The 24,228-nt window shown below is 68.3% G+C and carries 20 protein-coding genes and 3 pseudogenes; 14 read left to right on the top strand and 9 right to left on the bottom strand.

The features are described 5' to 3' along the window. Nucleotides 1–149: 149 nt before the first annotated feature. The 3 genes and pseudogenes from T398_RS18805 to T398_RS18795 all read right to left on the bottom strand — a co-directional run. On the bottom strand, nt 150–332 hold the full coding sequence (locus tag T398_RS18805; RefSeq protein WP_496448624.1) for a hypothetical protein: 183 nt from the start codon (nt 330–332) through the stop codon (nt 150–152). Nucleotides 333–425: 93 nt separating this feature from the next. Continuing rightward, nucleotides 426–1,325, bottom strand: a complete 900-nt coding sequence (locus tag T398_RS18800; RefSeq protein WP_496448645.1) for an NsdA family TPR-like regulatory protein — start codon at nt 1,323–1,325, stop codon at nt 426–428. A gap of 108 nt (nt 1,326–1,433) precedes the next feature. Further along, nucleotides 1,434–1,559: pseudogene (locus tag T398_RS18795) on the bottom strand (helix-turn-helix domain-containing protein); the annotation flags it as partial. Between the two features lie 460 nt (nt 1,560–2,019). On the opposite strand from T398_RS18795, the pseudogene T398_RS18790 reads away from it, so the two are divergent. Beyond that, nucleotides 2,020–2,238 (top strand): annotated as a pseudogene (locus T398_RS18790) (hypothetical protein); the annotation flags it as partial. A gap of 449 nt (nt 2,239–2,687) precedes the next feature. On the opposite strand, the gene T398_RS18785 reads toward T398_RS18790, so the two are convergent. Further along, the gene (locus T398_RS18785; protein ID WP_496448622.1) at nt 2,688–4,070 is read right to left on the bottom strand and encodes an autotransporter outer membrane beta-barrel domain-containing protein; all 1,383 of its coding nucleotides are present in this window, start codon (nt 4,068–4,070) and stop codon (nt 2,688–2,690) included. Between the two features lie 244 nt (nt 4,071–4,314). On the opposite strand from T398_RS18785, the gene T398_RS18780 reads away from it, so the two are divergent. Further along, nucleotides 4,315–4,860 (top strand): GNAT family N-acetyltransferase, encoded by a 546-nt coding sequence (locus tag T398_RS18780; RefSeq protein WP_496448643.1) that lies wholly within the window; start codon nt 4,315–4,317, stop codon nt 4,858–4,860. Between the two features lie 89 nt (nt 4,861–4,949). Here the strand turns inward: T398_RS18780 and T398_RS18775 are convergent, their stop codons facing one another. Both T398_RS18775 and T398_RS18770 read right to left on the bottom strand, forming a co-directional pair. Then, nucleotides 4,950–5,525: an ArsI/CadI family heavy metal resistance metalloenzyme gene (locus T398_RS18775; protein WP_496448621.1), complete on the bottom strand. Its 576-nt coding sequence runs from the start codon at nt 5,523–5,525 to the stop codon at nt 4,950–4,952. 146 nt (nt 5,526–5,671) lie between these two features. After that, nucleotides 5,672–6,922 (bottom strand): MFS transporter, encoded by a 1,251-nt coding sequence (locus T398_RS18770; RefSeq protein WP_496448620.1) that lies wholly within the window; start codon nt 6,920–6,922, stop codon nt 5,672–5,674. A 60-nt stretch (nt 6,923–6,982) separates the two neighbouring features. Between T398_RS18770 and T398_RS18765 the strand changes: the two genes are divergently transcribed. The 6 genes from T398_RS18765 to T398_RS18740 all read left to right on the top strand — a co-directional run bounded on the left by T398_RS18765 (nt 6,983) and on the right by T398_RS18740 (nt 12,203). After that, nucleotides 6,983–7,741 (top strand): DeoR/GlpR family DNA-binding transcription regulator, encoded by a 759-nt coding sequence (locus tag T398_RS18765; protein WP_496448619.1) that lies wholly within the window; start codon nt 6,983–6,985, stop codon nt 7,739–7,741. A 355-nt stretch (nt 7,742–8,096) separates the two neighbouring features. Then, nucleotides 8,097–8,480 carry an RNHCP domain-containing protein gene (locus T398_RS18760; protein WP_496448618.1) on the top strand — a complete coding sequence of 128 codons (384 nt, stop codon included), beginning with the start codon at nt 8,097–8,099 and terminating at the stop codon, nt 8,478–8,480. Nucleotides 8,481–8,500: 20 nt separating this feature from the next. Continuing rightward, nucleotides 8,501–8,932, top strand: coding sequence for an RNHCP domain-containing protein (locus T398_RS18755; protein ID WP_496448617.1), 432 nt, complete (start codon nt 8,501–8,503; stop codon nt 8,930–8,932). A gap of 160 nt (nt 8,933–9,092) precedes the next feature. Next, entirely contained in the window at nt 9,093–10,241 is a 1,149-nt protein-coding gene (locus T398_RS18750) for a cytochrome P450 family protein (RefSeq protein WP_496448615.1), read from the top strand. A 42-nt stretch (nt 10,242–10,283) separates the two neighbouring features. Continuing rightward, on the top strand, nt 10,284–11,129 hold the full coding sequence (locus T398_RS18745; protein ID WP_496448613.1) for a helix-turn-helix domain-containing protein: 846 nt from the start codon (nt 10,284–10,286) through the stop codon (nt 11,127–11,129). Nucleotides 11,130–11,252: 123 nt separating this feature from the next. Continuing rightward, entirely contained in the window at nt 11,253–12,203 is a 951-nt protein-coding gene (locus T398_RS18740) for an alpha/beta fold hydrolase (protein ID WP_496448611.1), read from the top strand. Between the two features lie 86 nt (nt 12,204–12,289). On the opposite strand, the gene T398_RS18735 is transcribed toward T398_RS18740, so the two are convergent. Then, nucleotides 12,290–14,431, bottom strand: coding sequence for a cellulase family glycosylhydrolase (locus T398_RS18735; RefSeq protein ID WP_496448610.1), 2,142 nt, complete (start codon nt 14,429–14,431; stop codon nt 12,290–12,292). Between the two features lie 239 nt (nt 14,432–14,670). Here T398_RS18735 and T398_RS18730 point away from each other — a divergent pair, with 239 nt between their 5' ends. Both T398_RS18730 and T398_RS18725 read left to right on the top strand, forming a co-directional pair. Continuing rightward, nucleotides 14,671–15,306 carry an ABC transporter ATP-binding protein gene (locus T398_RS18730; protein ID WP_496448608.1) on the top strand — a complete coding sequence of 212 codons (636 nt, stop codon included), beginning with the start codon at nt 14,671–14,673 and terminating at the stop codon, nt 15,304–15,306. Next, complete coding sequence (locus T398_RS18725; RefSeq protein WP_496448606.1) at nt 15,303–16,835, top strand: DUF6297 family protein; 1,533 nt, start codon at nt 15,303–15,305, stop codon at nt 16,833–16,835. Before T398_RS18730 ends, T398_RS18725 begins: the two co-directional genes overlap by 4 nt. 249 nt (nt 16,836–17,084) lie before the next feature. Here T398_RS18725 and T398_RS18720 read toward each other — a convergent pair whose 3' ends face one another. Next, nucleotides 17,085–18,326: a phosphodiester glycosidase family protein gene (locus tag T398_RS18720; protein ID WP_496448604.1), complete on the bottom strand. Its 1,242-nt coding sequence runs from the start codon at nt 18,324–18,326 to the stop codon at nt 17,085–17,087. A gap of 391 nt (nt 18,327–18,717) precedes the next feature. Here T398_RS18720 and T398_RS18715 point away from each other — a divergent pair, with 391 nt between their 5' ends. From T398_RS18715 to T398_RS18705, 3 genes and pseudogenes are all read left to right on the top strand, one after another. Beyond that, nucleotides 18,718–18,927 (top strand): MbtH family protein, encoded by a 210-nt coding sequence (locus T398_RS18715; protein ID WP_496448602.1) that lies wholly within the window; start codon nt 18,718–18,720, stop codon nt 18,925–18,927. A 386-nt stretch (nt 18,928–19,313) separates the two neighbouring features. After that, nucleotides 19,314–19,592: pseudogene (locus T398_RS18710) on the top strand (AMP-binding protein); the annotation flags it as partial. Between the two features lie 188 nt (nt 19,593–19,780). Continuing rightward, the gene (locus tag T398_RS18705) at nt 19,781–21,529 is read left to right on the top strand and encodes a galactose-binding domain-containing protein (protein WP_496448600.1); all 1,749 of its coding nucleotides are present in this window, start codon (nt 19,781–19,783) and stop codon (nt 21,527–21,529) included. Here T398_RS18705 and T398_RS18700 read toward each other — a convergent pair. After that, nucleotides 21,451–21,954: a helix-turn-helix domain-containing protein gene (locus tag T398_RS18700; protein ID WP_496448598.1), complete on the bottom strand. Its 504-nt coding sequence runs from the start codon at nt 21,952–21,954 to the stop codon at nt 21,451–21,453. The genes T398_RS18705 and T398_RS18700 overlap by 79 nt on opposite strands. A 176-nt stretch (nt 21,955–22,130) precedes the next feature. Between T398_RS18700 and T398_RS18695 the strand changes: the two genes are divergently transcribed. Next, a complete protein-coding gene (locus T398_RS18695; RefSeq protein ID WP_496448596.1) occupies nt 22,131–24,137 on the top strand; it encodes an ABC transporter ATP-binding protein in 2,007 nt (668 codons plus the stop codon). Nucleotides 24,138–24,228: the final 91 nt, after the last annotated feature.

The following is a 24,228-nucleotide window of genomic DNA, read 5'->3' as shown; positions in this document are numbered from 1 at the left end:
GGGTAGGCATGGCCAGGCGGATGCGCAGATCGGGCACCGGTCCACCCGCGGCCAGTGTTCGATGATGATCCGCCGGGCGGACAGGATCATCCGGTTGCGTAGCTGCACCGTCGACAGGCTGGCCGGGCGGGGCCGGGCGTGGGTGCCCATCACCGCTGGTTGGCCCGCTGCTGGGCGAGCGGGGTCATCAACGGCCGGCGGTCGAAGATCACCGTCGGCTGATTGTGCAGCGGGGAGTAGGCGCCGGCCCGCGCCGCGTACCGGGTGGCGGGGCCGACTGCGTCCAGCCGTGCGGGCCGGCGGCGGCGAAGTCGACGGAAAAGCCGGATCATGCGCGTGCTCCCCTCGATCGGGTCGAGGCGGCCTGTTCTTCCCAGTGGTGACCATCCCCACTTCGAGAGCTTTCCGTGAGGGGGTGATTACGACTAGGTGCTGTGCGTCCGCAAGTTTCCTGCGGACAGGCTGCGGACGGCAGAATCTACGCGCCTTGCCAAGTGCCCCGTTCCGGTCGCCTCAGCGATGACCTGCACGCGGTCGTACGCCTCCAGCGCGGCACTGACGTCGCCGAGTTCGGCCAGTGTCGCCGCCAGCTCCAACCTATAAGGGACGGTCCACGCCGCGCACTTCGTGGACGGCGGCAGTCCGCGCAGACCGATGCGAAGGTGTTCGACTGCCCGGGCGTTGTCACCGAGTAGCCGATAGGTCAGGCCGCGCTGCATTCTCAGGTAGTCCAGGGAGTGAAAATAGATCCATGACGGCTCCCGCTCGGGGGCTTCGGTCGCTTGCATGGCGAGGTCAACAGCCTGATCGAGTAGCCCGATCGCGGTGGATGCTGCTCCGATCAGGGCATGCCCTCGGGCCTCCTGCTGAGCGGCGAGCGCCCGTACACCCGGGCTGGCTGGCTGTCGCAGCGCCGCAGCCGACAACCCAATCAAAGGTCCTGGTCGGCGGTGTTGCCACGCGAGATGTCCACGCATACTCAACACCGTGGCGATCATGTCGGAGTTTCCGGCCTCGGTGCCCCACTCCAAGGCAGCGGAATACCAGCGACCAGCCACACGCGGATTTCCAGAAGCGGCGTTGAGCCAACCCCCAAATTGGGCCCATTGAGCGGCCAAATCTGTGAGACGGGCCCGCAAGCTACGCGCTTCGATGGTCAAGTCGGTAACGAAGTTCAGCTGAATGCGTACCGCTGGGAGCACTGCGGCTGCGCCAACGCTGTCTTCGAGGCGGCGGTGTGCGGCGAGCATGTCGGTGAGGGCGTCAAGGGCGGCCGGCTCAACCCGGCGAGGGCGGTTTTGGACGTAGGTCAGGTGGTCAGCCAACTCGTCGGACAGCGGCGCTGCGCGGATCAAGCCGGTGAGTCTGTCGCCGCTGTTAAGGGCGAGGTCCAACCGTTCAGCGAGATCAAGGTTGGGCTGTCGGCGGCCAGCCTCGATGTCGTGCAGATGCCCTCGACTGGACAGGGCGAGGGCAGCAAGCTGGCGGAGGCTGACTCCCGCGAGTGTACGCAACTGGCGTAGCTCAGCTCCGAAACAAGGGTCAACGACGGCCGGCATCGGTTCTCCCAGGTAGCGGTCTGGGGTGGCGGGCGCCGACCGCTACAACCGGCGCCCTGCCGTCATCGACGGTACTCCCTGCCGGCCGGTCGCGCTGTCACCTGTCCGTGTGGGCGTTCCTGGCGCGTCGCGCCGTACCGAATTCCCGTACACCCGCACTCCTTGACCTGGCTGATTTCGTCTCAGCCTGTCCGTGTCGGACATTCCATTAGTCGCAAAAGGCGCAAATGCCATTAGCTTTCTTTACTTGTCGATTATGGATCCGCTATTACCATTAGTCGCCCAGTGATCACATTGAGGTGGTGGGGGTTGGCGCCGCATAGGTTCCGGCCATCCGTCGCACGCATTTCATATCGACAGAGCTGTCGACACGCGGCGGAATATCCTTCCCATCGATTCGTACGTGTGTTCGACTAGCTCGCTCCCGACCCGGAACTCACCCCGGAGGCATCGACAGCGCATGAACTACCCCTCCCACCCCCACCGTCGCCAGCCCGCCAAGCCACTGGTCGCCCGCGTGGCGAACGCCGCTACGGCCGCCCACCAGCGGGCTATGACCAGTAAGCGCGAGCGTCTGTATCAGCAGGAGAATCAGGGGCTCCGACAGGAGAATCAGCGCCTTCGGGACGAGGTTCGGCGCTGCCGCAACGCCATCGACGTAATGGGCCGCGACATGGAGGAGGGTGAGGGTCGACGGGTGCAGGAGATGTGCATAGTTGCTAGGGCTGCTCGGTGGCAGGGGTACCTGGATTGCCTCATTGATCTCCGAGGCGATCATCTTGCCTCGGATGTGGCCGCACCAGATGGCCGCAGTAGCAGCGATTGACGGGGTGTGCCGGCATGAGCGACAGTGCCTCTGAGCTGCGTAGGGCACATGCCGGCACCCCGTTTCGGGCATCTGACAATGGGAAGGTCGACGGTTCGACCCCGTCCCTGGCCACATAGCCTTTCGCCGGGCTATTGCGGTCCCCACCAGCGGAAACGTCGGTGGGGATCTTGCTTTATGGGCTCCGCGTGTCGACGGTCACCCGTCCGGCCGGTGCCGGGCCGGTTCTTCCGCCCTGGCCCGCGCACCGGGAGGCCGCCGTCCGTCGGCCCGGCAGCCTCCCTCGCGAACCGCACCGATTGCTAACCGGCGCAACCAGGTACGTCGTCGCCGGAGCAGTTGTTCGGCCGATTCTTGACCACGACGGTGCCGGTGGCGGTGTTCAACTCGACCGTTCCATTGAGTACGTTGAAGATGCCCCCGCCGTCGGTGGTGGCGATATTCTTGACCACCTTCGTGTCGAAGAGACGGACGGCACCGCCGAACGTGTTGTATATGCCGCCGCCCTCGTTGCCTGCCTGGTTTCCGGTGACCTTTGTTCGCCGCAACACCAGCGAGCCGGTGTTGTATATGCCGCCAGCGTCGGTGGCGGCTGTATTGTTTTCGATGTTGCTGTTCTCGACCACAACGGAGGAGCCCGGGTTTATGCCCAGCCCGCCAACGAGGCTTGCGGTGGCGACATTCTCGGCAATGGTGGCAGATGTGAGGGTGAGTTGTGTGTCGACGTTCACGAGGATGCCGCCGACCTCTATCGCGGTGTTGTTCGTGAGGTTGGTATCCGTCACGGTGCCGATTCCGATAAACATGACAAGGCCGCCGGCGCCGGATGAAGCGTGATTGGCGTTGATGGTACTGCTGTCGATCTGGACTTCGCCCGCACCGAAGACCCCAGCCCCGATGAAAGCGGTGTTGGCGCGTACGTGAGTCTTGCGGATCTTGAGTACGCCAAAGCTGATGACCCCTCCACCGAAAGTGGCAGCACTATTGTCATCAACGGACGAGTGGTTTATGTGGGTGGTGCCGTTGTTGGCGATTCCCCCGCCGCTACCGTCGGCGATGTTTCGGGTGATGGCGCTGTCGTTGGCGGTGAGTCTGCCGCCGGGGTTGACGAGGATTGCGCCGCCGTCGCCGATGGTGTGTCCGCCGGTGAGTTTGAGGTTGTTGAGGGCGAGGTCGCCGCCGACGTTGACGGTGAGGATGCGGAACTGGTCGGCGGCGGCGGCGCGTTCGATGGTGGTGTGTTTGTTGCCGTTGAGGGTGATGGGAGTGGTGATGGTGGGCAGGCCGGCGCCGTCGAGGTCGGCGGTGAGCAGGTAGGTGCAGCCCTTGGCGAGGTTGAGGGTGGCGCCGCCGCGGGCGTTGGCGAGGGTGATCGCGGCGATCAACTTGTCCGTGTCGCAGGGGACGGGAGTGCCCTTGGGTTCCTTCTTGCCCTTGCCCTGCTCGTCGGATTTGTCGCGATGGCCACCGGTGGCGGGTGTCTCCGGCGTCCCGGGATGGTCCGCGGTCTTGCCGCGGCGGTCCTCGGCGCTGGTCGGGAAGGGTCGGGCAGCGTCCGCGGGGGCGGCGGCAACCCCGACGGTGGTGAGGGCCGTCACCCCGGCTAGTCCGAGCGCCCACCATCGTGGCTTTGGGCGGCGTTGACGTGGCCCGCTCGGTTCGTGTTGGCGGTGCTGATGGTTCATCGCGCTCCGGTGTCCTTCCCCGTTTACGGACGAGGAGCCACCCCAGGGCGGTGCGGTGTGGCGCTCCTCGGGCTACCAGGTAGCTGGCAACCAACACGAGTAAAATCCGTCATAGGGTACTTAAGGGGTGGATATGCTAATAAAAGCCCCCAAACGAGATGCGAGACTGCTTACACGTACCGGGTAGTCGCGTTGAGCTGCGGTAGTTTTGCATCCCGTGACAGCACCTGAGATCACCGTTGCCATGCCGGGAGACCGTGAGCGCGTCGTCAGCTCACTTGTCACCGCCTTCGAGAAGGACCCCCTTCTGCGATGCTATTTCCCCGACGATGCGACCTACCCTGAGTACGCCACCGTCTTCTTCGGGTACCTTTTTGACAAGCAGGTGCATCAGCAAACGATCTGGACGATCGAGCGCGGAGCGTCGGTCGCGATCTGGCAGGCACCTGGGACGGGGGACGAGGAGTTGGACGGCGTTCTCGCCACTCACCTCCCCGCCGACGCGCTGAGCCGCTTCGATGCCTTCCATAAGGCGATGGACGCGGCGCTGCCGACAGAACCTTTCTGGTACCTCAGTGTCCTGGGCACCCATCCCGAAAGTATGGGTCGTCGGTGGGGCCACGCGGTCATGGCGATGGGGCTGCGGCACGCCGCCGCAGCGGGCCTTCCGGCGATCCTGGAAACCAGCAACCGCGACAACGTCGAGATGTACCGGCGTGCGGGCTGGGAGGTGGTGAGCACCTTCGAGGAGCCCCTACCCACCTGGATCATGCGGCAGTCGACTCACTGAGTCACCGGCCCCAACTCATCCCGGCAGTGACCGCCGGCGCGCCCATTGAGCGAGGCGCCGGCGGTCACTGCCGGGATGTGCGCTGGCAGTCAGCAGCAGCTCGCCTGACTGCCACTGCCCGCCGTTTCCTTCGCCGCGGTTGGCGTGCAGCACGCGCTGTCGGTCGCCGTCACTGCGGTCGACGTGCAGCACTCGTCTTCGGTCGCCGTCACTGCGGTCGACGTGCAGCACTCGTCTTCGGTCGCCTTCGTCCCGGTCGGGGTGCAGCACTCGGTCTCGGTCGCCTTCTGGAGTTGGTCGGAGTCGGCCTTGACGGTGTAGACCTCCCACGGCTCCTTGCCGGGGCCGTGTACCCAGACCTTGTCCTGCAGCGCATAGCAGCACTCGGTGTCCTTCTCCTCCGAGGTGGTCAGGCCAGACTCGGCGAGGCGCGTGGTCGCGGCGTTCACCTCGTCGGCGCTGGGCACCTCGACCCCCAGGTGGTCCAGCGCGGTGCGCTGGTCCGGCTCGCCTTCCAGGAGCACGAGCTTCAGTGGCGGGTTCGCCACGGCGAAGTTGGCGTACCCGGGGCGGCGCTTGGCCGGCTCGGTGTCGAACAGCTTCGAGTAGAAGGCGATCGAGCCTTCGAGGTCGGAGACGCGGAGCGCGAGCTGTACCCGGGACATGGTTTTCCTCCTGCTGGGTTCGATCATCTGGTTGTCGGCGTGGATGGAGCGACGCCGGCTTCGCTGTCTCGATGTTTCTCGAAGCAAACTCCAGTCTGCTCCCTGATTTGAAGACTGTCAACCTAGAGAGTTATCTAAACAGCTCTTCAGCTCCGCTGCGCCCCGGGCCCGTTTGCTGTTGATCGGGCGGTGGCCGGCTGCGGAGCCTCGACGTCGAGCCGGGTCTCCTCCTCCTGGGGGTGAAGGACGTGGGCCACGAGCGCGGCGACCAGGCAGAGGATCGCGGGCAGGACGAACGTGTAGTTCAGGGGCATCAGCTGGGTGAGCGGCCCGATGACGGCGGGTCCGCCAAGCATGCCGAGGTAGCCGAGGCCCGCGACGCGGGAGACGTTGGTGCCGGCAGCATCCGGGTCGGTGTGACCGGCCGCGCTGAAGAGCTGCGGGACGGCGCCGGAGAGACCGATTCCGAGCAGCGTCCACCCGGCGAGAGCGAGTGGGATCGACGGCGCGAGCGCGATGGTGGTGAGGGCGAGCGCGGCCAGCGCGCAGCCGTACCGGACGATGGCCACCGGGCCGAAACGGGCGACGATGGTGTCGGTGAGGAAGCGTCCAATCGTCATGGCGGCGGTGAAGGCTCCGTAGGCGAGCGCGGCGGTGGCGGCGGGTGTGTCGAACGCGTCGCGCATGGACAACGTGCTCCAGTCGTTGGCGACGCCTTCGGTGAGCATCAGGATCAGTGCGAGCCCGGCGAGCGCCCAGATGCGCAGCGGAGCTTTGGTCCGGCGGCTCCTGGTGGTGCGGGCTGGGGTCCGCGCGCCGGTGTTCGCCGGCGACGACAGCAATGCGGGCGCGGCGGCCGCGGTGGCTGCCAGGCCGAGGAGGCTGACCGTGGTCAGCGTGGTTGTGGGGCCCCAGCCCCAGCTGAGGGTCCGCGCGCCGGCCAGTGCGGCGAGGACGCCGCCGACGGAGAACATGGCATGGAACGCGGACATGATCGGGCGCTTGTATCCAGCCTCGACCTGCACCGCGTGGGCGTTCATGCTGACGTCCAGGCAGCCGTTGCCGATGCCCAGCACCAGTAGGGCCAGGCCCAGTGTCCCGGCGTTCCCCGCGAAGGCGGGCGGGATCAGCGTCGCGCTGCACAGGGCCGCGCTCAGCGGGACGACCCGACGCGCGCCGAAGCGGTCGGTGAGGGGTCCCACGACCTGCATCCCGACGAAGGCGCCGGCACCGAGGAGGAGCAGGAGCCAGCCGAGTGTGGCGTGGCTGATGGCGGCCCGGTGCTCGATGACAGGGATGTGGACGACCCAGATCCCCAGGATGAAGCCGTTGAGGGTGAAGTAGGCGAAGGTGGCCAGCCGAGCCGCCCGGAGCGATTCAAACATGCAAGCGAACATAGCAAACATGTTTTTTGTTCTAACCTCGAAATTTGAACGCAACTGGTGTTCAATGGGGGGATGGCGAGCGTGGACCGACACCGACAGATCACCGATGCCGTACGCCGCGCCGGGCGGCTCAGCGTCGCGGAGCTGGCGGAGCGAACCGGCACCTCGGAGATGACCGTCCGCCGAGACCTGGAGCTCCTGGCCGAGCAGGGCCTGCTTGAGCGCTACCGGGGTGGGGCCAGAAGCGTGCTGCTGCGCGGCGACGAGCCCCCGTTCGCGCTTCGGGCGAGCGAGGGTGCGGAGGTCAAACAACGAATCGCCGCGGCGGTAGCCGAGATGATCGCGGACGGCGAGGCGATCGTCATCGACGCTGGCACCACCTGCCTTGCGGTGGCCCGCGCACTGGCGCGTCGCCGCCTGACCGTCATGCCGCTGTCCCTGCACGCGACCAACGCCCTCGTCGGCGCACCCCAACTGAGGCTGCTCCTGCCTGGTGGGGAGCCCCGCCCCGGCGAGCTGGCGCTGACCGGCCCCCTGGCGGAGGCGTCCCTCGCCGCGCTGCGCTTCGACACCGCGGTCATCGGCTGCTGCGGCCTGACCGCCGCGAACGGGCTGACCGCGTACGACCTGGCTGACGCCGCGATCAAGCGCGCCGCGATTGCATCGGCCCACCGCGTCATCGTGGTAGCCGAGGCGGCCAAACTCTCCCGTACCGCCCTCGCCCTGGTCGCTCCCGCCACTGCGCTGCACGCCGTCGTGACCACCGACGACGCCCCCGACGAGGAGGTGGACGCCCTGAAGGCCCTCGGCGTCGCCGTACGCCAGGTGTGATCCGTGAGCCGCTCTCCTGCGGGCCCAGCTCGTGGGGATGGGCTGGTGCTCGATAATCCGGGTGACAGCGGCGGTGTGGGCTGCCTACCCTGACGGAGGTTCCGTACCCTGCTCTGGGCCGCTGCCCTGGGAGAGAGATTTTATGATCCAGCCCGCGCCGAGTGCGCCTCGCTGCACCGTTCAGTAGTCCGCTTCCCGATGCCGCTCCTTCCGAGCGGTACGTGACCGGACGTTATCTTCCGGTGCCTGACTCCGCCACCCATGCCCGGCGTGCGTATGCCACGACGGGTCGAGGCGAGGCTTGCTCGGCCTGCTCTTGCTGTCATTTCCGACATCTCAGCAAGGAGCACCCCGGGTGTCCAACACCAAGAAGACTCTCTCGCGTACGCCGCAGAACATCCTGAAGATCGGTACGTTCTCCTGCATTCGGTGCGGCCTCACCGTGTCCGCCGCCGCCGGGGACGGCGTCCGGCGCAATCACTGCCCGTCCTGCCTACACTCCCAGCACGTTTCCGATCATGTCGAGGGCGGTCCCAGTGACTGTCAGGGCCGGATGTCGCCGATCGCCATCGCCGTGCTCCGCACTGGCGACTGGATGGTCATCCACCGCTGCGTACGCTGCGATGAGCTGACCTCCAACGCCATCTGTGCCGACGACAACCAGCTCATTTTGATGCGGATTGCCGTGCGCCCACTGGCGCAGCCCCCGTTTCCGCTCGAAACCTTCGGCGACCTCTGAATCGATTGGAGGTATCGACGATGCCAAGGCGTAGCAGAAGCCCGCACGAGCGGGCGCGAGCCAACCGGCGGCCACAGCGGCACAAGGATGTGCTGCACCGTCCGGGTGGGCATCGGGCGAACGACTTCCGATGCGTGGGCTGTCGGCTGGACGTGTCGGTCGAGGCACCCGGCACCACGCACCGCAATCACTGCCCGAACTGCCTGGACAGTCTGCACGTGGACCGGCGAATCCCCGGCGACCGAGCCGCGAACTGCCACGGTCGGATGGAAGCGTTGAGCATGTCGGTGCGGCCCGACGGCGAATGGATGATCATTCACCAGTGCCGCTCCTGCGGTGAGCTCAGCGCCAATCGGATCGCCGGCGACGACAACGCACTGATCCTCGTACGGTTGGCGATCAAGCCGTTACGGGATCCCGGCATCGCCCGGCGCATGTTTCTCGTACCGTGATCGACCGATCGTCACCCGGCCGTTGAGGTCGGTCGGCGGCGTGGGCTCGGCGAGCTGATCCTGACCAGTTCGGCTCGCCGAGCTGCCCACCGCCACGTCGACTCGCCGGCCGACCTTCTGCCACTTCGGACTGTCGGCGGATCGCCGCTACTCTGGCGTGATGTCCCAAGACCAACCGACGCGGGCGGAGCTGGCCCCGATTCCCCGTTCCGGCGCGCGAATCGGGCCGGAGTACGACCAGCTTCGAAAGGCCGGCGACGTGCATCAGGTGCTGCTGCCGGACTCCTCCCTGGCCTGGCTGGTCACCAGCCCGGAACTGGTCTCCCGGGCGCTGGCCGACCCCCGCCTGGCCCTCAACCGAAAGCACAGCCGGGGCGGCTGGTCCGGATTCGCGCTGCCGCCGGCCCTCGACGCTAACCTGCTTAACCTGGACGCCCCCGATCACACCCGGCTGCGCCGCCTGGTCGGCCCGGCCTTCAGCCCACAGCGGGTCGCCGCACTGCGTCCCCGGATCCAACGAACCGCCGAAGAGCTCGCGGATACGGTGGTCGCCACGGGCAGCCCCGTCGACCTGGTCACCGGCTACTGCACGCCGCTCTCTGTCCAGGTCATCGCCGACCTGCTGGGCGTACCGGAAGCTGGGCGTGCCGACTTGCGGGCCTGGACCGACACGATGCTCACCAGCTACCCGCCGGACCGGGACGCCATCCGGCAGGCGGTCGTCGAACTGCACGGCTACGTCGTCAACCTGATCGAGGCGAAACAACAGCGACCCGGCGACGACCTGCTCAGCGCCTTGGTCGCCACCGAGCAGGAGGGGGACCGGCTAACCCGGGACGAACTGACCTCACTGGCCTTCCTGATCCTGTTCGCCGGGTACGAGAACACCGCCAACCTGATCGCCTCGACCGTGCTGCGCCTACTTGACGATGGCAGCCTCCGTGGGGTGCGGGCTTCCGAGGCGATCGAGGAGACGCTGCGCCTCGAACCGCCCGCACCCGCCGCCATCCGTCGCTTCCCCACCGAGGAGATGACCATCGGGGGCGCCACGATTCCGGCCGGCGACACGGTGCTGCTGAGCATCGTCGCCGCCACCCGGGGGGCGGACGCAAACCCCGCGCGGCTCGCCTTCGGCAACGGCCCCCACTTCTGCCTCGGTGCGGGCCTGGCCCGGGTCGAGGCCGAGGAGGCGATCACCGTACTGGCCCGGCGGCTGCCAAGTCTGGCACTCGCCGTACCCGGGGCGCCGGTCCGGTGGCGGCCGTCGTTCCGCACGCACGGCCCCGCCGAACTCCTGGTTGCCTGGTAGTCGGGCGCGGGCTGGCTCGGTGCCGGCCCTACCTCGCAGGTAATGGACAGCGAGACGTCGGCGACGGACGATGCTGGGATGACCGTGACGAGACCGGCCGTTGGGGTGATGCTGCGGGACTGGCGCCGCCGGCGCCGACTCAGCCAGCTGGAGCTCTCCATCCGGGCCGACATCTCCACCCGACACCTCAGCTTCCTGGAGACCGGCCGCTCGTCGCCGAGCCGGGAGATGGTGTTGCAGCTGGCGGATCGGCTGGACCTGGCGTTGCGGGAGCGGAACCGGCTTTTGTTGGCCGCGGGGTTCGCACCGGTCTATTCGGAGAACGCGCTGGACGCTCCGTCCATGACCGCCATCCGCGCCGCTATTCGACAGGTGCTCGACGGGCACGAACCGTACCCTGCTGTCGTCGTCGACCGGGGCTGGAACCTGGTAGCGGCCAACGAGAGCCTGTCGGTGCTCACCGACTTGGTGGCACCCCAGCTGCTCGTACCGCCGGCGAATGTCCTCCGGGCGAGTCTGCATCCGGACGGGCTGGCTCCACACATCGTGAACTTTGGTGAATGGCGGTGGCACCTGCTGCATCGGCTGAGCCGGCAGGTGGAGTTCAGTGGCGACCCGGATCTTGCGAACCTTGAGGAGGAGCTGCGTGGCTACCCCGGCGGTGAAGCCCACGTCGGCGACCCGATGGTCAACGACATCGTGGTGCCGGTGCGGCTGCGCCGAGACGGCCGAGTGCTCAATCTCTTCACCACGGTGGCAACCTTCGGTACGCCATTGGACGTAACCCTCTCCGAGCTGTCGATCGAGTCGTTCTATCCCGCCGACGAGGAGACCGCGCGAGAACTGCGGAACCGGCGTGTCGAAAAGGGCTCGCTACCTTACAGGTAATCGACAGGGTGTTATTGGGCTGGCACTGTCGAGCCATGCAGAGCGTACTGCCGGCGAGAGTGCCGGTGCGTGCTCTCCTCCGGTGGCTCCGCCATGCCACGTGATGTCGACAGGAGTGAATCGATGCCTGATTTTACCGTCGCGCAGGCCGCCAATCTCTTCCGCGCCCGGCCGGACCGCTTCATTGAGGTGGAGCAAGGTCAGGTTGCGGTCCGCAGTGTCGGGGAAGGGCCAGACGTGCTGTTCGTGCACGGATGGCCGGTCAGCGGGGCAACGTTCCGCAGTCTTCTACCCTTTTTCGTGCCGCACCTTCGATGTCACATTATTGACCTTGTTGGGGCAGGTGACAGCCGCTTCGACCGGACCGCTCGCATCGATGTCGCCGCGCACGCCGCGGCGGTACGGCGCGTCGTGGACACCCTTGCCCTGGATGACGTGGCGGTGGTCGGCCATGACAGCGGTGGACTCATCGCGCGATGTGCCCTGGCGGGAGACCCTCGCGTCCGCTCCTGGGGGCTGATCGACACCGAGCAGCCGCAGGGGGCTCACTGGCGGCTCTCGCTGCTATTCGCCACCCGTCACTTACCCGGATTTGAGCGTCTGCTGACGGTAGCGTCGAACAATAGGCTGCTGAGGCGAAACCGGTTCGTTCTCGGCGACGCCTTCCAGGACCGAAACCTGCTGGACGGAGACTTCGCGGCGTTCTTTCTGCGGCCCCTCAAGGAGAGCGCTGATCTGCGTTGGGCCTTCGGCCAGTTCCCCCGGAACTTCGACTTCTCGGCTTTCGGCGCTCTAGCTGGCCTGCACTCCCGTATCACCGTTCCCGTCCAGCTGGTCTGGGGTGCCGACGACCCCTACTTCCCGGTGGCCTGGACCCGCGCGATGATGTCCGGGTTCCGGGGCGACGTTCGCCTGCACGAAGTGCGACGCGGCAAGCTCTTCGTCCACGAGGAGTTCGCCGAAGAGGTCGCCGCCGCGCTGACGCCCACGCTGGCCGCGCCCCGCCCCCCGGTCCGGGCCAACCGCGGCCATGGCTCAGGAGGAGCCAGCCCGGATCGGACCACGCGCGGGTAGCCAGCGGCGGTGGCCGTGGCCGGCGGCGGGGAGGCTGGGGAAAACCTCCCGCCGTCGGCCACGAGTCAACCGGAGCCCGGCCGAGGTCAGCTCGTCGGGAAGTTGTCCGGGGTGCTGATCCGGCTGCGAAGGAGATTGCCGGAGGCGGTCAGGTTCGCTGTCCCGGAGAAGTTGCCGCTGTTGCAGGTCCCGGGGTGGAACGCTCCGCTGCCCTCGTTGGCGTCGGAGTAGGTCCAGTTTGCGTAGCCGATCTTCAGCTGGTCGAGCAGGTTGATCCAGGCGTTGGTACTGCCCACGTCGACCCCACCGTCACCGGTGTAGTCGACGGTGCCGAACTCGGTGACGAACAGCGGGAGTGTCGCCGCCGCACGCTGCACCTCGGCGCGGTAGAAGTCCTGGTGGGACGCGGCGTAGAAGTGGAACGCGTACATGATGTTGCTGGCGTTGACCGGATTGTTGATGACCTCGTCGGCGTTGGCGCCCTCGGAGACGCCGAGGGACGACCAGCCTCGGGTGCCGACGATGATCACGGCGTCCGGATCGTTGGCCCGGATCACCGGGATGACCTGCTCGGCGTAGCTCTTGATGGTGCCCCAGCCGACCCCGTTGGGCTCGTTGGCGATCTCGTAGATGACGTTCTTCTTGTCGGCGTTGCGAGAAGCGACGGCGGCGAAGAAGGTTTTCGCCCGATCGAGGTTGTACATCGGGTCGCCCGGCGTCAGCGTGTGAAAGTCGATCATCGCGTAGAGGCCGCGCTCCTCGGCCTCGTCCACGAGCTCGTTGACCCGGTTGGTGAACCACGGCGGGTTGGTCTCGTAGCCGCCCTCCTGCACATACATGGCGATCCGGAACAGGTCAGCCCGCCACTCGTCGGCAAGCACGTCGAGCGAGGCGTCGTTGTAGCAGTTGTTGAACCACTGCAGGCCGTGGGTGCTCATGCCGCGCAGCTGGATCGGCTGGTTGTACTGGTTGCACAGGTTCACCCCACAGACGTACAGCTGGCCGTTGATCGCCAACGGGGTCTGGTCGTCGCCCGGGGGCGGGGGCGTGCTGCCGCCGCCGACGGTCCAGACCTGGTTGGGCTGGGTGCCGCCACCGCCGAAGCAGTCCCAGATCTGGATCCGGGTGCCGTTACCGGTGCCCTGCTCCACCGCGTCAAGGCACTTGCCGGACTGCGGGTTGGTGACGGTGCCGTCGCCGTTGACCTGCCAGCTTTGGGCTCCGGTGCCGTTGCAGGTGTAGAGCTGCACGCGGGCGCCGTTGGCGGTGGACCCGCCGGAGACGTCGAGGCACTTGCCGGTCTGTGGGTTGACGAAGGTGTTGCCGGTGCGGTTCCACAGTTGGTTCCAGTTCGCGGTGCAGTCCCAGAGCTGGATCGGGGTGCTGTCCGCGGTGCCGAGGTCCAGGATGTCCAGGCATCGTCCGCTGGCCTGGCCGACGATCGTGCCGCCGTCACCCGGCGGCGGTGGGGGCGGGGGGCTCGTTCCGATGTTCACGTCGGCGGAGAAGTTGTTGACGGCCAGCCCGACGCCGCCGTTCCACGGTTCGAAGCCCGCCTGCAGGCTGGTCAGGTACCAGTCGTTGGTGACCTGGGTCCGCGCGACGACGTCGTCGATGAAGTCCTTGACGTTGAACGACCAGCTGTTGATGGTCGCCGGTGCGAGGTAGGAGACGACGTCGTTGCCGCCGTTGTTCCCCTGCCAGACCTCCCAGTTACGACCCCCTACCGAGGCGTTGCCGACCGGACCGCCAATCGGTTGGATCGAGCCCTGTCGGTGGAACCAGATCATGATCTCCATCTGGCTCACCCCGTCAGTCTTCGGGGTCGGGTCCATCCAGATGTCGTACGTAGCGTTGTAGGTGCCGCCCGCGTACCCGTAACTGATCGTGGACGGGACGTTGCTGACCTGGCTGAGCTGCGCTGGCAGGTTGGTCCCGGGTGAGCAGTTCTGGTAGTGACAGCCGAGCACCACCGACGGGAAGGACAGCGGCGGCCCGGAGGTGGAGGTTGACCCCTGCTGGGAGGTGATCCGGAAGCCGCTGTTGGTGGTGTCGATGCACTGCTCGGCGGCGCTGCCCCAGCGGTTGTTCTGGACGATGTACTTGTCCTGGATGGTGGTGGTGCCGTACTGCTCGCAGATCGTTGCGGCTTGGGCCGGCGCTGCGGCGACCAGCGCGGCGGTGGCAGCGACCGCGAGTACGGTCAGCGCCTGGAACAGGCGTCTCATGCCTTACCTCCTTGTCTCGGGTGCCCTTGGGAGCGCTCCAAGCAACGGCACATACCGATGTAACCATGCCGCTTCGACATCGAGAAGGGCTGATGAAAAGTTGTTTCAGGCGTGTGTCGTGCGGGTCTGGCCGTCATCAACGCTGATCTGTTCCGGTCGCCGGACTGTGCCATGATGTCCGGGCGAAGCGCGCGAACTCGCGCGACGGGGGGCGGAGGCACGACGGTGAGAATGCGCCGATGACCACGGTGGTTGACGTTCGGCAGGTGACGGTCCGGTACGGCTCGACGCTGGTTCTGGACCACATCGACCTTCAGATCCCCGAGGGCGGCGCCGTCGCACTGGTCGGCGAGAACGGGGCCGGAAAGTCCACTCTGCTGCGATGCGTCACCGGCCTACAGGAGCCAACCGCCGGTGAGATCTCCGTCTTCGCGACGGCTCCGGGCCGCGGGGCGGACTTCTGGCGTCAGGTCGCCACCACAGTGGAGTCGCCGAGCTGGTACCAGGGCCTGACCGTGCGGGAACATCTCGACCTGGTCCGAGTGGTCAACGGCGGGGACCCCGACGACGGACACATCGCCGAGCTCTGCGTCACCCTCGGCCTGGCCGGGCTCTCCGACAGCCTGCCCAGCACCCTCTCCTCCGGGCAGCGGCAGCGCTTCCTGCTCGCCGCGACCCTCGTGCGGCCCAGCCGGCTTCTCGTCCTGGACGAGCCCGAGCAACGCCTCGACACCCGGATCAAGGGTGCGGTCGCCGCCCACCTGCGCTCGTACGTGGCGGCCGGCGGCACGCTCGTCATGGCCAGCCACGACGACGGGTTCCGGGTCGGCGTCGGTGCCGGCGAGGTCGTACTCATCCGTCCGGAGGCGGAGTGACCCCGGTCGCGGCCCCGGTCCGGCCAGCGGCCCCGGCCACGGTTGATGCCCGCCGCTGGGTGCGCCGCCGCCGGATCGCCGCCGAGGGCCGCGTCGACATCAGCACCGTCTACGTCGTGACCCTCACGTTGCTGATGGCCGCCGCGCTGGTCGGGCAGCCGGTGGCGCGGGTGATCTGGCCACCGGAGTCGCTCGGTGCCCCGGCGGTGACCCCGTTCGTCGGAGCGGTGGCTGCCCTCGCCGCCTTCTTCGTCGTGCTCCGCCAGCTCGGCCCGCTCTCGGTCAGCCGCAGCGACGCCACCTGGCTGCTGCTCGCGCCGATCCCCCGGCGTACCCTGCTCACGCCGGCACTCGCCCTCACCACCATCGCCGCGCTCGTCGTCGGCGCTGCCATCGGGATCGCGGTGACCGGGCGCATATCCGCCCGCCCGACCGAGCTCCTGGCGCTGTGGGCCGGCGCCGCCACCGGCGCGGCTGCCGCCGTCTTCGTGGCGTTGCTCGCCATCGCCGGCCAGCCCCGGCCCGCCGCGGCCCGCTTCGCGGACGGCGGCGGCGTCGCGATCGGCGCGGGCAGCCTCGTCGTGGCCGCCGCGCTGAGCGCCACCGGCGGGCACGGCCTGCCCGCCGTGCCGATATCACCCGTGGTGGTGCTCGCCGGCGGTGTCGCCGCCCTGGTCACGGGGCTGTTCCTGGTCGGGTTGACCTGGCGGGGGCTGGAGAACTGGCCCGCCGCACCGATCGCCGAGGCGTCGATCAACGCGGGCGCGTACGCCGATGTCGTTTACGCGGTTGAACCCTCCTACCTGGCCGAGCTGAGTGCCCGTCGGTTCTGGCGTAGCCGGACCCGGGTCCGGACGACACGGCTGCTGTCGACCCGCCGGCTCTCTCCGCTCATCGCCCAGGATCTGATCATTCTGCGCCGGAAGGCACCGCGGCTCTGGTGGCCGGTTGCCGCGGTGGCCGTCCCGGTCTACCTTGCCGAGGGTCCGGCCTGGCTCCTGCTCGGCGTGGTCCTGATCGGCGCGTTGAATGTCGCCGGCTTCACCGGGGAGTCCACGCACAGTGACGCCGCGAACCCGGCGCTGCTGCGGCTGCTCGGTCTCACGGGTCGCCGGGTGACCGCCGCGCGACTCGTGGTCCCCGCCGTCATCGCCGGTGGCTGGCTCGCGATCGCCCTGGGCGTGTTGCAGGTCCTCGGGGCGGTCACCGGGCCGTGGTGGGCGCTCGGTCTGCTGGCGGGACCGGCCGTGGCGGCGGGTGCCTTCTGGCGGGCGAAGGCGAGTGCCGCCTCGATCGGCACCATCCTGATCGATACGCCGCTCGGGGCTTTTCCGGCCGGAATGCTGCTCTGGCTGCTCAACGGGGTTGACGTTCTCGCTGTGCTGACCCTGCCGGTCTCGATCGGCCTGGTGCTGCTGCCGGCGCCGGCGGTGCTCGGTTGGCCGTGGCTGCTCGCGCAGGCGGTCAGTTCGGTGCTGGGGTGCGCCCTGCTGGTGCGGCTGTCCGACCGCGCCACCGGTTCACTCTGACCGTGCCGGTCGCGCTGACCGCGCGGGTTCACTCTGACCGTGCCGGTCGCGCTGACCGCGCGGGTTCACTCTGACCGTGCCGGTCGTGCTGGCGGTCGCCGCTGTCTCGCCGGCAGGCAACCCGATCGGCTGGTGCCCGACTGGGGCGGGCTGGAGCGGAGGGAGTCCGGCTGAGTCGGTATTACTTCTGATCCGATCAGCCGGACTCCGTGCCGGGGTGCCCGCCGGGCTCAGGGAGAGCGGGACGGGTCAGCGGTGGCTGAACTTGCGGTCGATGTAGACGAGTGCGTCGCCGACCGGGCGCTCCTCGCTACCGCTGGGCTGATTGACCAAATTGCCCTCGACAGACATCGTGGTTGATCCGCCACCGTCCAGGTTGACCGCGTTGTGCATGCCGAGCGCGGCGGCGACCGTGGCGGTCTCGGTCATGGTGGTGCCCACGCTGGTGGTCTGTCGGCCATCGACGGTTACGAGCATGATTTTGCCGTCGAGGGTGGTTCCGGCGATGGTGCGCGGGTGGCGCGCGAAGAAGCCGTCCGAGTCGGTGGGCGCGACGACCTGCCCGTCCTCCATCAGCCGGTAGCGGCCGTTCACCGCGAACGTCCCGGGGCGCAGCTGAACCTTCTTGCCGGCCTCGTCCTGCAGGGAACTGGAGTGCTTCACGCAGCCCTGCGCCACGGCGAGCAGATCCGCCGTCTCCCGCCCGGTCGCCTGGAGGGAGGTCTGGTCCGGGTCGAGGGTCGTGCCGCGCGTGGTCGTGGTCCGGACCACGCAGCCCTTGCGGTCGAGGACGACCTCGACGCCCGGCCCGGACGGCGTGCTGGCGGCGAACTCCGGCGTGAATCGCACCGTGTCGCCGGAGTCGGCGCACTGGGTCGGGTCTGGAAGCTCGGTGCAGGCGTCCGGGACAACCGGGGGGTGGTTGATGTACTCCAGCGGAAGGCTGGTCTTGGTCCGGGTGTTGCTGATGCTGCCGGTCCACTGCAGCTGGCCCATGATCATCTTGTGGTTCTTGGCGTCGAGGACCAGATCTGCCTCCGCCTCGTCACCGGTGGGCTCGCTGAGCAGCCGCCCGCCGTATACCCCCAGGCCGACAGGGTCGCCGGGATACTCGGCGCTGGCGGTGAAGGTGAAGAAGGAGGCGTTGACTCCGGCCAGCGCGTCAGCCTCGCGGACGAGGTCGGTGGTCTTTTCGACTCCGGCCAAGTCGGTTCCGTAGGTGGCGGCGAGGTGCCCCCGGCTCTGCTTGGGGTCGATCGTCAGCACATTGACCACCCACGGGCCTCGGGGGGTGTCGCCGATCTGGTCGATCGGTGCCGGCTCGGTGCCACGGACGATCCGGGTCAGCGTGACGCCCTTGGCGAGCGTCTCGCTGCTGCGGCTTTCCGCCAGGTCGGCGTCGCCGAGGGGCAGGGTGGCCTCGTTCGCCGAAACCGGCGTGGGGGTGGCGGTGAGCCCAAGCAGGGCCGCTCCCAGCAGGGCTGTGGCCACAGTGGCCGCACCGCGGCCTGGGTATTTAAAGCTGTTTCTATCGGCTGTCATCCCTACATGCTGTACGGCTTCGGGAAAATTGCAAGGGCAAGGGTGCGAAAGGTAAGCAAATGGTGGGTTAGCGGCAGATGGGCGGGTTCAGAAGGGTCGTTGCGGCCCCACGCACGTGGCCTGACAAATGCCTACCGACTGTGAAATTTCTGGAATTACCTGAATCGGGTGTATGGTTGCTTATCCGAGTCTTGCCGCTTAATGGATGGCGTTCGCATCTCGGTCTGATTTCCGTGGGCGATCGGATGACCGAATAGGCGACGATCGGTCAACCCGGGCCAGCGGAATTGGACGGTATAGTCTCCGGTTAACCTGTGGCTGTCTCCCGTGGAGAGTGTCGATGGAGGAATCCGAGGATCCGCGCCCCTACGACGTCGTGATGAACGACGAAGAGCAGTACTCGATCTGGCCGGACGGGTCGGAGCTTCCGGCCGGATGGCGCAGGGTGGGCTTCAGCGGCGATCGCGCCAGCTGTCTGGCGTACATCGACGAGGTCTGGACCGACCTGCGCCCGCGCGGGCTACGGGAGTGGCTGAAGGCCCAGGGTTGACCCGCGCCGCACGGGGCTACCGCCGCGGGCGCACCGGGCAACCGGGGGCGCCCGCGGCCATTTTCTTCGGCCCGCGGTTCACTTTCTTCGCCGGCGGATACTCCCAAGTGGCAGGGCCGGGAGATGGTTTTGCATTGTCCCGAATAAACGGACTGTTCGGCAGTTGTCGGCTAGCCGTTAGGCGGCTCAGGTCAGGCTTGTCGGTTGGTTGACAGGTCTTGGATATTTGCTCGTAGCTTCTTTTTGTCTCCGGTTCCATGAGCGCCGCTCGACGCGGGGCCGGCGAAATTTTAGTCCTCCGTTCCACTGTTCTGTAGCTGTCTTTCGGTGTTGCGACACCAGCCGCCGCCGCGATCGGCCTGGCCGTGGCACGCGGTCGCCCGGCCCCACCGCGGCCGGCCCCGGCCGCGGTGGACCTCGGTTCACCGATCGCCAACACCCGGATCTACCTGTTCGACGAGGCGTACCAGCCGGTGCCGGTGGGCGTGGTGGGACAGCTCCACATCGGCGGTTCCGGTGTGGTGCGCGGATACCACGGCCGGCCCGGCCTGACTGCTGATCGGTCCGTCCCCGACCGGCTGTCGGAGTACATGCTTCCCGCGGCCCTGGCACCGATGACCGCCCTGCCGCTCAACGACAACGGCAAGGTCGACCGGACGGCCCTGACCGCCGGGGTCACCGCTGTCTGCGGTGGACTCGCGCTCGGGGGCGTGGCGCTCGCGCTGCACGCGGCGGGGTGGCGATGGTGCTCCTTGCCTGCTGACCGCGCAGCTCAGATCGCTTGACTAATTCGAGTCTGTCGATACGCTGAGAGCGCTCTCTCATGTTACCGCCACCATTCCGGGAGCCCGTCATGCCGACAGCTCGCCTGATCTCCCACCGTCCGCGTTACCGCCGCGTGCTGGCGTTCGTGGTCCCGCTCATCCTGCTCGCCACCGTCCTGACGCTTCCCGCCGAGCGGGCCCAGGCCGCGGCCGCCCTGCTCTCCCAGGGAAAGCCGACCTCCGCCTCCTCAGTCGAACTCGACGACACGCCGGCCGCCGCCGCCACCGACGGCGACCCGGACACCCGCTGGTCGAGCGAGTTCAGCGATCCGCAGTGGCTCCAGGTTGACCTGGGCGGCACCGCCACGATCAGTCAGGTAACCCTGCGGTGGGAGGCCGCCTACGGGAGTGCCTTCCAGATCCAGGTTTCGGCAAACCCCGCCGGCCCCTGGCAGGCGATCTATCAGACGGCCGCCGCGACAGGCGGCACCCAGAACCTCACGGTCAGCGGCACCGGGCGTTACATCCGGCTCTACGGCACCGACCGGGGCACCGCGTGGGGCTACTCCCTGTGGGAGTTCGAGGTCTACGGCACCAGCGGCTCCACCTGCACGGGTAATGCCGCACTCGGTCGGGACGTGACGGCCTCCTCGGTCGAGACCGCCACCACCCCGGCCACGGCGGCCGTGGACGGCAACGCCGCCACCCGCTGGTCGAGTGCCTTCGCCGACCCACAGTGGCTTCGGGTCGACCTCGGTGCGGTCCACACCATCTGCCAGGTCGTCCTGTCCTGGGAGGCGGCCTCCGGGCGGGCGTTCGAGCTGCAGACCGCCGACAGCCCGGCCGGACCGTGGACCACCCGCTACGCCACCACGACCGGCGCCGGTGGTGTGCAGACGCTCGATGTCTCCGGCACGGGACGGTACGTGCGGATGTACGGTACCGCCCGCAACACCCCGTACGGCTACTCGCTCTGGGAGTTCGTCGTGCGGACGGCGGAGTCGGAACCACCGCCGGACGACGACTTCTGGGGTGACACCAGCACGATCCCGCCCGCCCAGAACGTCCTCACGGTCAAGATCCTGAACCGCACCAACGGACGCTACCCCGACAGCCAGGTGTATTGGAGCTTCGGCGGCCAGACCCGCTCCATCGCCGAACAGCAGTACCTCGACATGCCGGCGAACTCGGCCGGCCGGATGTACTTCTACCTCGGCTCACCGACCAGCCAGTATCGGGACTTTGTCGAGTTCACCGTCGCCGCGGACCGCTTCAACGGCAACACCACCCGGGTGGACGCGTTCGGGCTCCCGCTGGCGATGCGGCTGCGCGCCGGTGGCGGATACGACAACGCGGTCGGGGAGACCGAGGCGATCTTCGCCGAGGGCCGCGACACGACGTTTCAGCGGTTCTCCGACGCGATGCCGGCCGAGTTCAAGCACCTCGCCACGATCGAGGCGCCGTATCGCGTGCCGTCCCCCGGCAACACGCCCCAGTTCCGCTCGGGCGGGCAGTACGCCGACTACCTGAGCGGGTACGCGTCGTCGGTCGGGATCCCCGCCACCACCGCCCAGATCTTCGGGTGCTCCGGACCGCTGGCGAGCAACCCGGACGGTTGTGCCGCGCTGAACCGGCACGTCGCCCACCTGCCCCGGTCGCAGTGGGAGGACCCGAACCTCTTCTACCAGCAGGCACCGGCGAACTACTACGCGAAGTTCTGGCACGAGCAGTCCATCGACGGCCTCTCCTACGGCTTCCCCTACGACGATGTCGCGGACCAGTCCTCGTTCATCTCCGCGGGCGACCCGGAGTGGCTGATCGTCGCGGTGGGGTGGTAGCCGAGCCAGGTCAGCGCGACGATCGCGCGGTCCACATCGTGGCGCAGGAGACAGAGCCGGTCCACCAGAGCGGCCGGTGAGCAGCCTTCGGCGTCGTCCACGGCCTCCCACCACGTGGCTGGGGGGCCGCTGGTCGGGGCGGCGCCGCCACCGCGCGCCGGGACCGCGCGGTGGCGGTGCTCCCGGTGCGCGATGCGGTCATATTCGGCGGTGAGCACCCCGCCGGTGCGCAGCACCTCGTCGCAGCGGGCCCAGAAGGGCCGTTCCGGATGCTGGCGGCCGGTTTCGGTGTTCGCCACGGAGCTGCGTCCGTACTGGACGAGCCGAGCGAGGCTGTGCTGGGTCTGCCCGGCGGCCCGGCGTAGCTCGGCGAGGCGACGGCCGAGGGCGCGGCGGGCGGTCCTGGTGTCGTCGGTGTCGCGCATCGCTGCCACCCCCGGGTCGCGGTCACGATGAGCGAACACCGTAGCTGTCGGTGGTGACACTTCCGCCCGCCGCCGCCGACGCGTTCGGGTGATGTCGGAATCGGTGTCGCGGCTACCGACATTGTCGGCGCGCGGTGCTGCGGGCGTGTTCCCCCGGCCAGTCCTACGTTTCCGGCATGTCGACAACCAGCCCGCCCGACCCCCCGTCCGATCAGCCGAAGCCGACCCAGCGAGACCCGCGCCCCGATGCCGAGGGGGTGCGGGACTCGGCGTTACCGGAGTTGCGCCAGATGTGGTGGGAGACCGGGGTGCGAGCGCGGGCGCAGGCCGGTCTCTTGGCGGTCTTCTCCGAACTGCCCCGACTGGTGGGCGCGGCGCTGGCCGTCAGCTGGCGGGCCGATCGGCTCCGCACCTCGGTCGTGGCGGCGACCACGGTGGGTGCCGGGGTGCTGGCCGCCTTCGGGCTCCTCGCCGCGCAGCGGGTGCTGGTGGAGTTGTTCGCCGGCGGACCGACCGCCGACAAGGTTATCGCCGCGCTGCCCGCCCTGGTCGCCCTGGCGGCGGTGACCGCGCTGCGCGCCGGCATGGCCACCGCGATGGGGTACGCCCAGAACGGCCTGAGCCCGAAGGTGGACCGGGAGGTGGAGCGGGGCCTGTTCGAGGTGACCACGGCCGTCCGGCTGGAGGCGTTCGACGCGGACGCCTTCGCCGACGACATGGAGCGGGCCTCCCGGGGCGCGGACTCCACGACCGGCCTGGTGCAGGCGTCGATGAACCTGCTCGCCGGCCTCACCGGTGTGCTCGCCGTCGCGGTCGCCGTCGTGGTGATCCACCCGCTGCTACTGGTCGCGCTGCTGGTGGCCACGGTGCCGAACGGGTGGGCGTCGCTGCGCGCCGGGCACCTGCGCTATCAGACGTACGCGGCGGGGTCGGTGCGGCGGCGGCGGTTGTGGCTGCTGCACCGGTTGATGGCCGAACGTGACTCCGCCCCCGAGTTGCGCAGCTACGGGCTGCGGTCCTTCCTGCTCGACCAGTACGACCGGGTGATGGGGGTCGAGACCGGGATCCAGCTCGCCCTGGCCCGTCGGGTCACCACGACCACCACCGTCGGTGCGATGATCGGTGGGATCGCCACCACCGTGGTCTACGTGCTGCTCGGCTTCCTGCTGGTCGAAGGGCACATTCCCCTCGCCGCCGCGGCCACCGGCGTCATCGCCGTGCAGTCCGCACAGCGATCCCTGGCGGTGGTCACCTTCCAGATGGACCGTGCCTACACCGAGGGCCAGCACTTCCGCGACTACACCGGCTTCATGACCCGCGCCGCCGACTACCTGCCCGAGCCGCGTACCGGCGACGCTGACCGCTCGGTGCCGCAGCGGTTGCGGGCGGTCGCGGTGGACGCGGTCAGCCTGCGCTACCCCGACCGGGACGCCGCCGCCGTTGACCAGGTCAGCCTGAGCATCGCGGCGGGGCAGACGGTGGCGTTCGTGGGGGAGAACGGCTCCGGCAAGTCCACCCTCGCCACGATGATCGCCACCCTGCGGACGCCCACCGGCGGGACCATCCGCTACAACGGACGGCCCACCGACGACTGGGACACCGACGCGCTTCGGGCCCGGATCGCGGTGGTGACGCAGGAATACCACAAGTGGCCGTTCACCGCCGCCACGAACATCGCCATCGGCGACCTCACCACCACCCCGCAGTCCGACCGGATCGAGGCCGCCGCCAGCCGTGCCGTCGCCCACAACATGATCAATGAGCTGCCGCACGGCTACGAGACCCTGCTCGACCGGACCTTCGCCGGCGGTCAGGACCTCTCCGGTGGGCAGTGGCAACGCATCACGGCGGCCCGGGGCTTCCTGCGGGACGCCGACCTGCTCATCATGGACGAGCCCTCCTCGGCGCTCGACCCGCGCGCGGAGGACGCCCTGTTTCAGGCGATCCGCGACCGGCAGGGCCACGGAATCACCGTTCTCATCACCCACCGGCTCGCCAACGTCCGCCACGCGGACCGCATCTACGTCCTGCACCACGGCCGGCTCGTCGAAGCCGGTACCCACGACGACCTGCTCGCGGCCGGCGGTCGGTACGCCGAGTTGTTCACCCTGCAAGCCGCCGGCTACGACACCCCCGTGTCGCTACCGAGGCAGACCGCTGCCGCCGGGAAGAGCACGCCGTGACGCCGTCGATGGGCCTGGTCGTGGAAACGTTCGACCACCTTCGACCGGCGTGACCTGCTGTTAGATTCGGACAACTGTAGGTAATCAGGTG

The sequence above is a fragment of the Salinispora goodfellowii genome (genome assembly GCF_059570675.1).
Note: the sequence above shows the minus strand (reverse complement) of the source record. Positions and strands in the feature narration are given on the sequence as shown.

Coding starts and splice junctions, on each gene's coding strand:
- T398_RS18805 (WP_496448624.1), bottom strand. CDS start 332: ATGATCCGGCTTTTCCGTCGACTTCGCCGCCGCCGGCCCGCACGGCTG.
- T398_RS18785 (WP_496448622.1), bottom strand. CDS start 4,070: ATGAACCATCAGCACCGCCAACACGAACCGAGCGGGCCACGTCAACGC.
- T398_RS18780 (WP_496448643.1), top strand. CDS start 4,315: ATGCCGGGAGACCGTGAGCGCGTCGTCAGCTCACTTGTCACCGCCTTC.
- T398_RS18775 (WP_496448621.1), bottom strand. CDS start 5,525: ATGTCCCGGGTACAGCTCGCGCTCCGCGTCTCCGACCTCGAAGGCTCG.
- T398_RS18770 (WP_496448620.1), bottom strand. CDS start 6,922: ATGTTCGCTTGCATGTTTGAATCGCTCCGGGCGGCTCGGCTGGCCACC.
- T398_RS18765 (WP_496448619.1), top strand. CDS start 6,983: ATGGCGAGCGTGGACCGACACCGACAGATCACCGATGCCGTACGCCGC.
- T398_RS18755 (WP_496448617.1), top strand. CDS start 8,501: ATGCCAAGGCGTAGCAGAAGCCCGCACGAGCGGGCGCGAGCCAACCGG.
- T398_RS18750 (WP_496448615.1), top strand. CDS start 9,093: ATGTCCCAAGACCAACCGACGCGGGCGGAGCTGGCCCCGATTCCCCGT.
- T398_RS18745 (WP_496448613.1), top strand. CDS start 10,284: ATGGACAGCGAGACGTCGGCGACGGACGATGCTGGGATGACCGTGACG.
- T398_RS18740 (WP_496448611.1), top strand. CDS start 11,253: ATGCCTGATTTTACCGTCGCGCAGGCCGCCAATCTCTTCCGCGCCCGG.
- T398_RS18735 (WP_496448610.1), bottom strand. CDS start 14,431: ATGAGACGCCTGTTCCAGGCGCTGACCGTACTCGCGGTCGCTGCCACC.
- T398_RS18730 (WP_496448608.1), top strand. CDS start 14,671: ATGACCACGGTGGTTGACGTTCGGCAGGTGACGGTCCGGTACGGCTCG.
- T398_RS18715 (WP_496448602.1), top strand. CDS start 18,718: ATGGAGGAATCCGAGGATCCGCGCCCCTACGACGTCGTGATGAACGAC.
- T398_RS18705 (WP_496448600.1), top strand. CDS start 19,781: ATGCCGACAGCTCGCCTGATCTCCCACCGTCCGCGTTACCGCCGCGTG.
- T398_RS18700 (WP_496448598.1), bottom strand. CDS start 21,954: ATGCGCGACACCGACGACACCAGGACCGCCCGCCGCGCCCTCGGCCGT.
- T398_RS18695 (WP_496448596.1), top strand. CDS start 22,131: ATGTCGACAACCAGCCCGCCCGACCCCCCGTCCGATCAGCCGAAGCCG.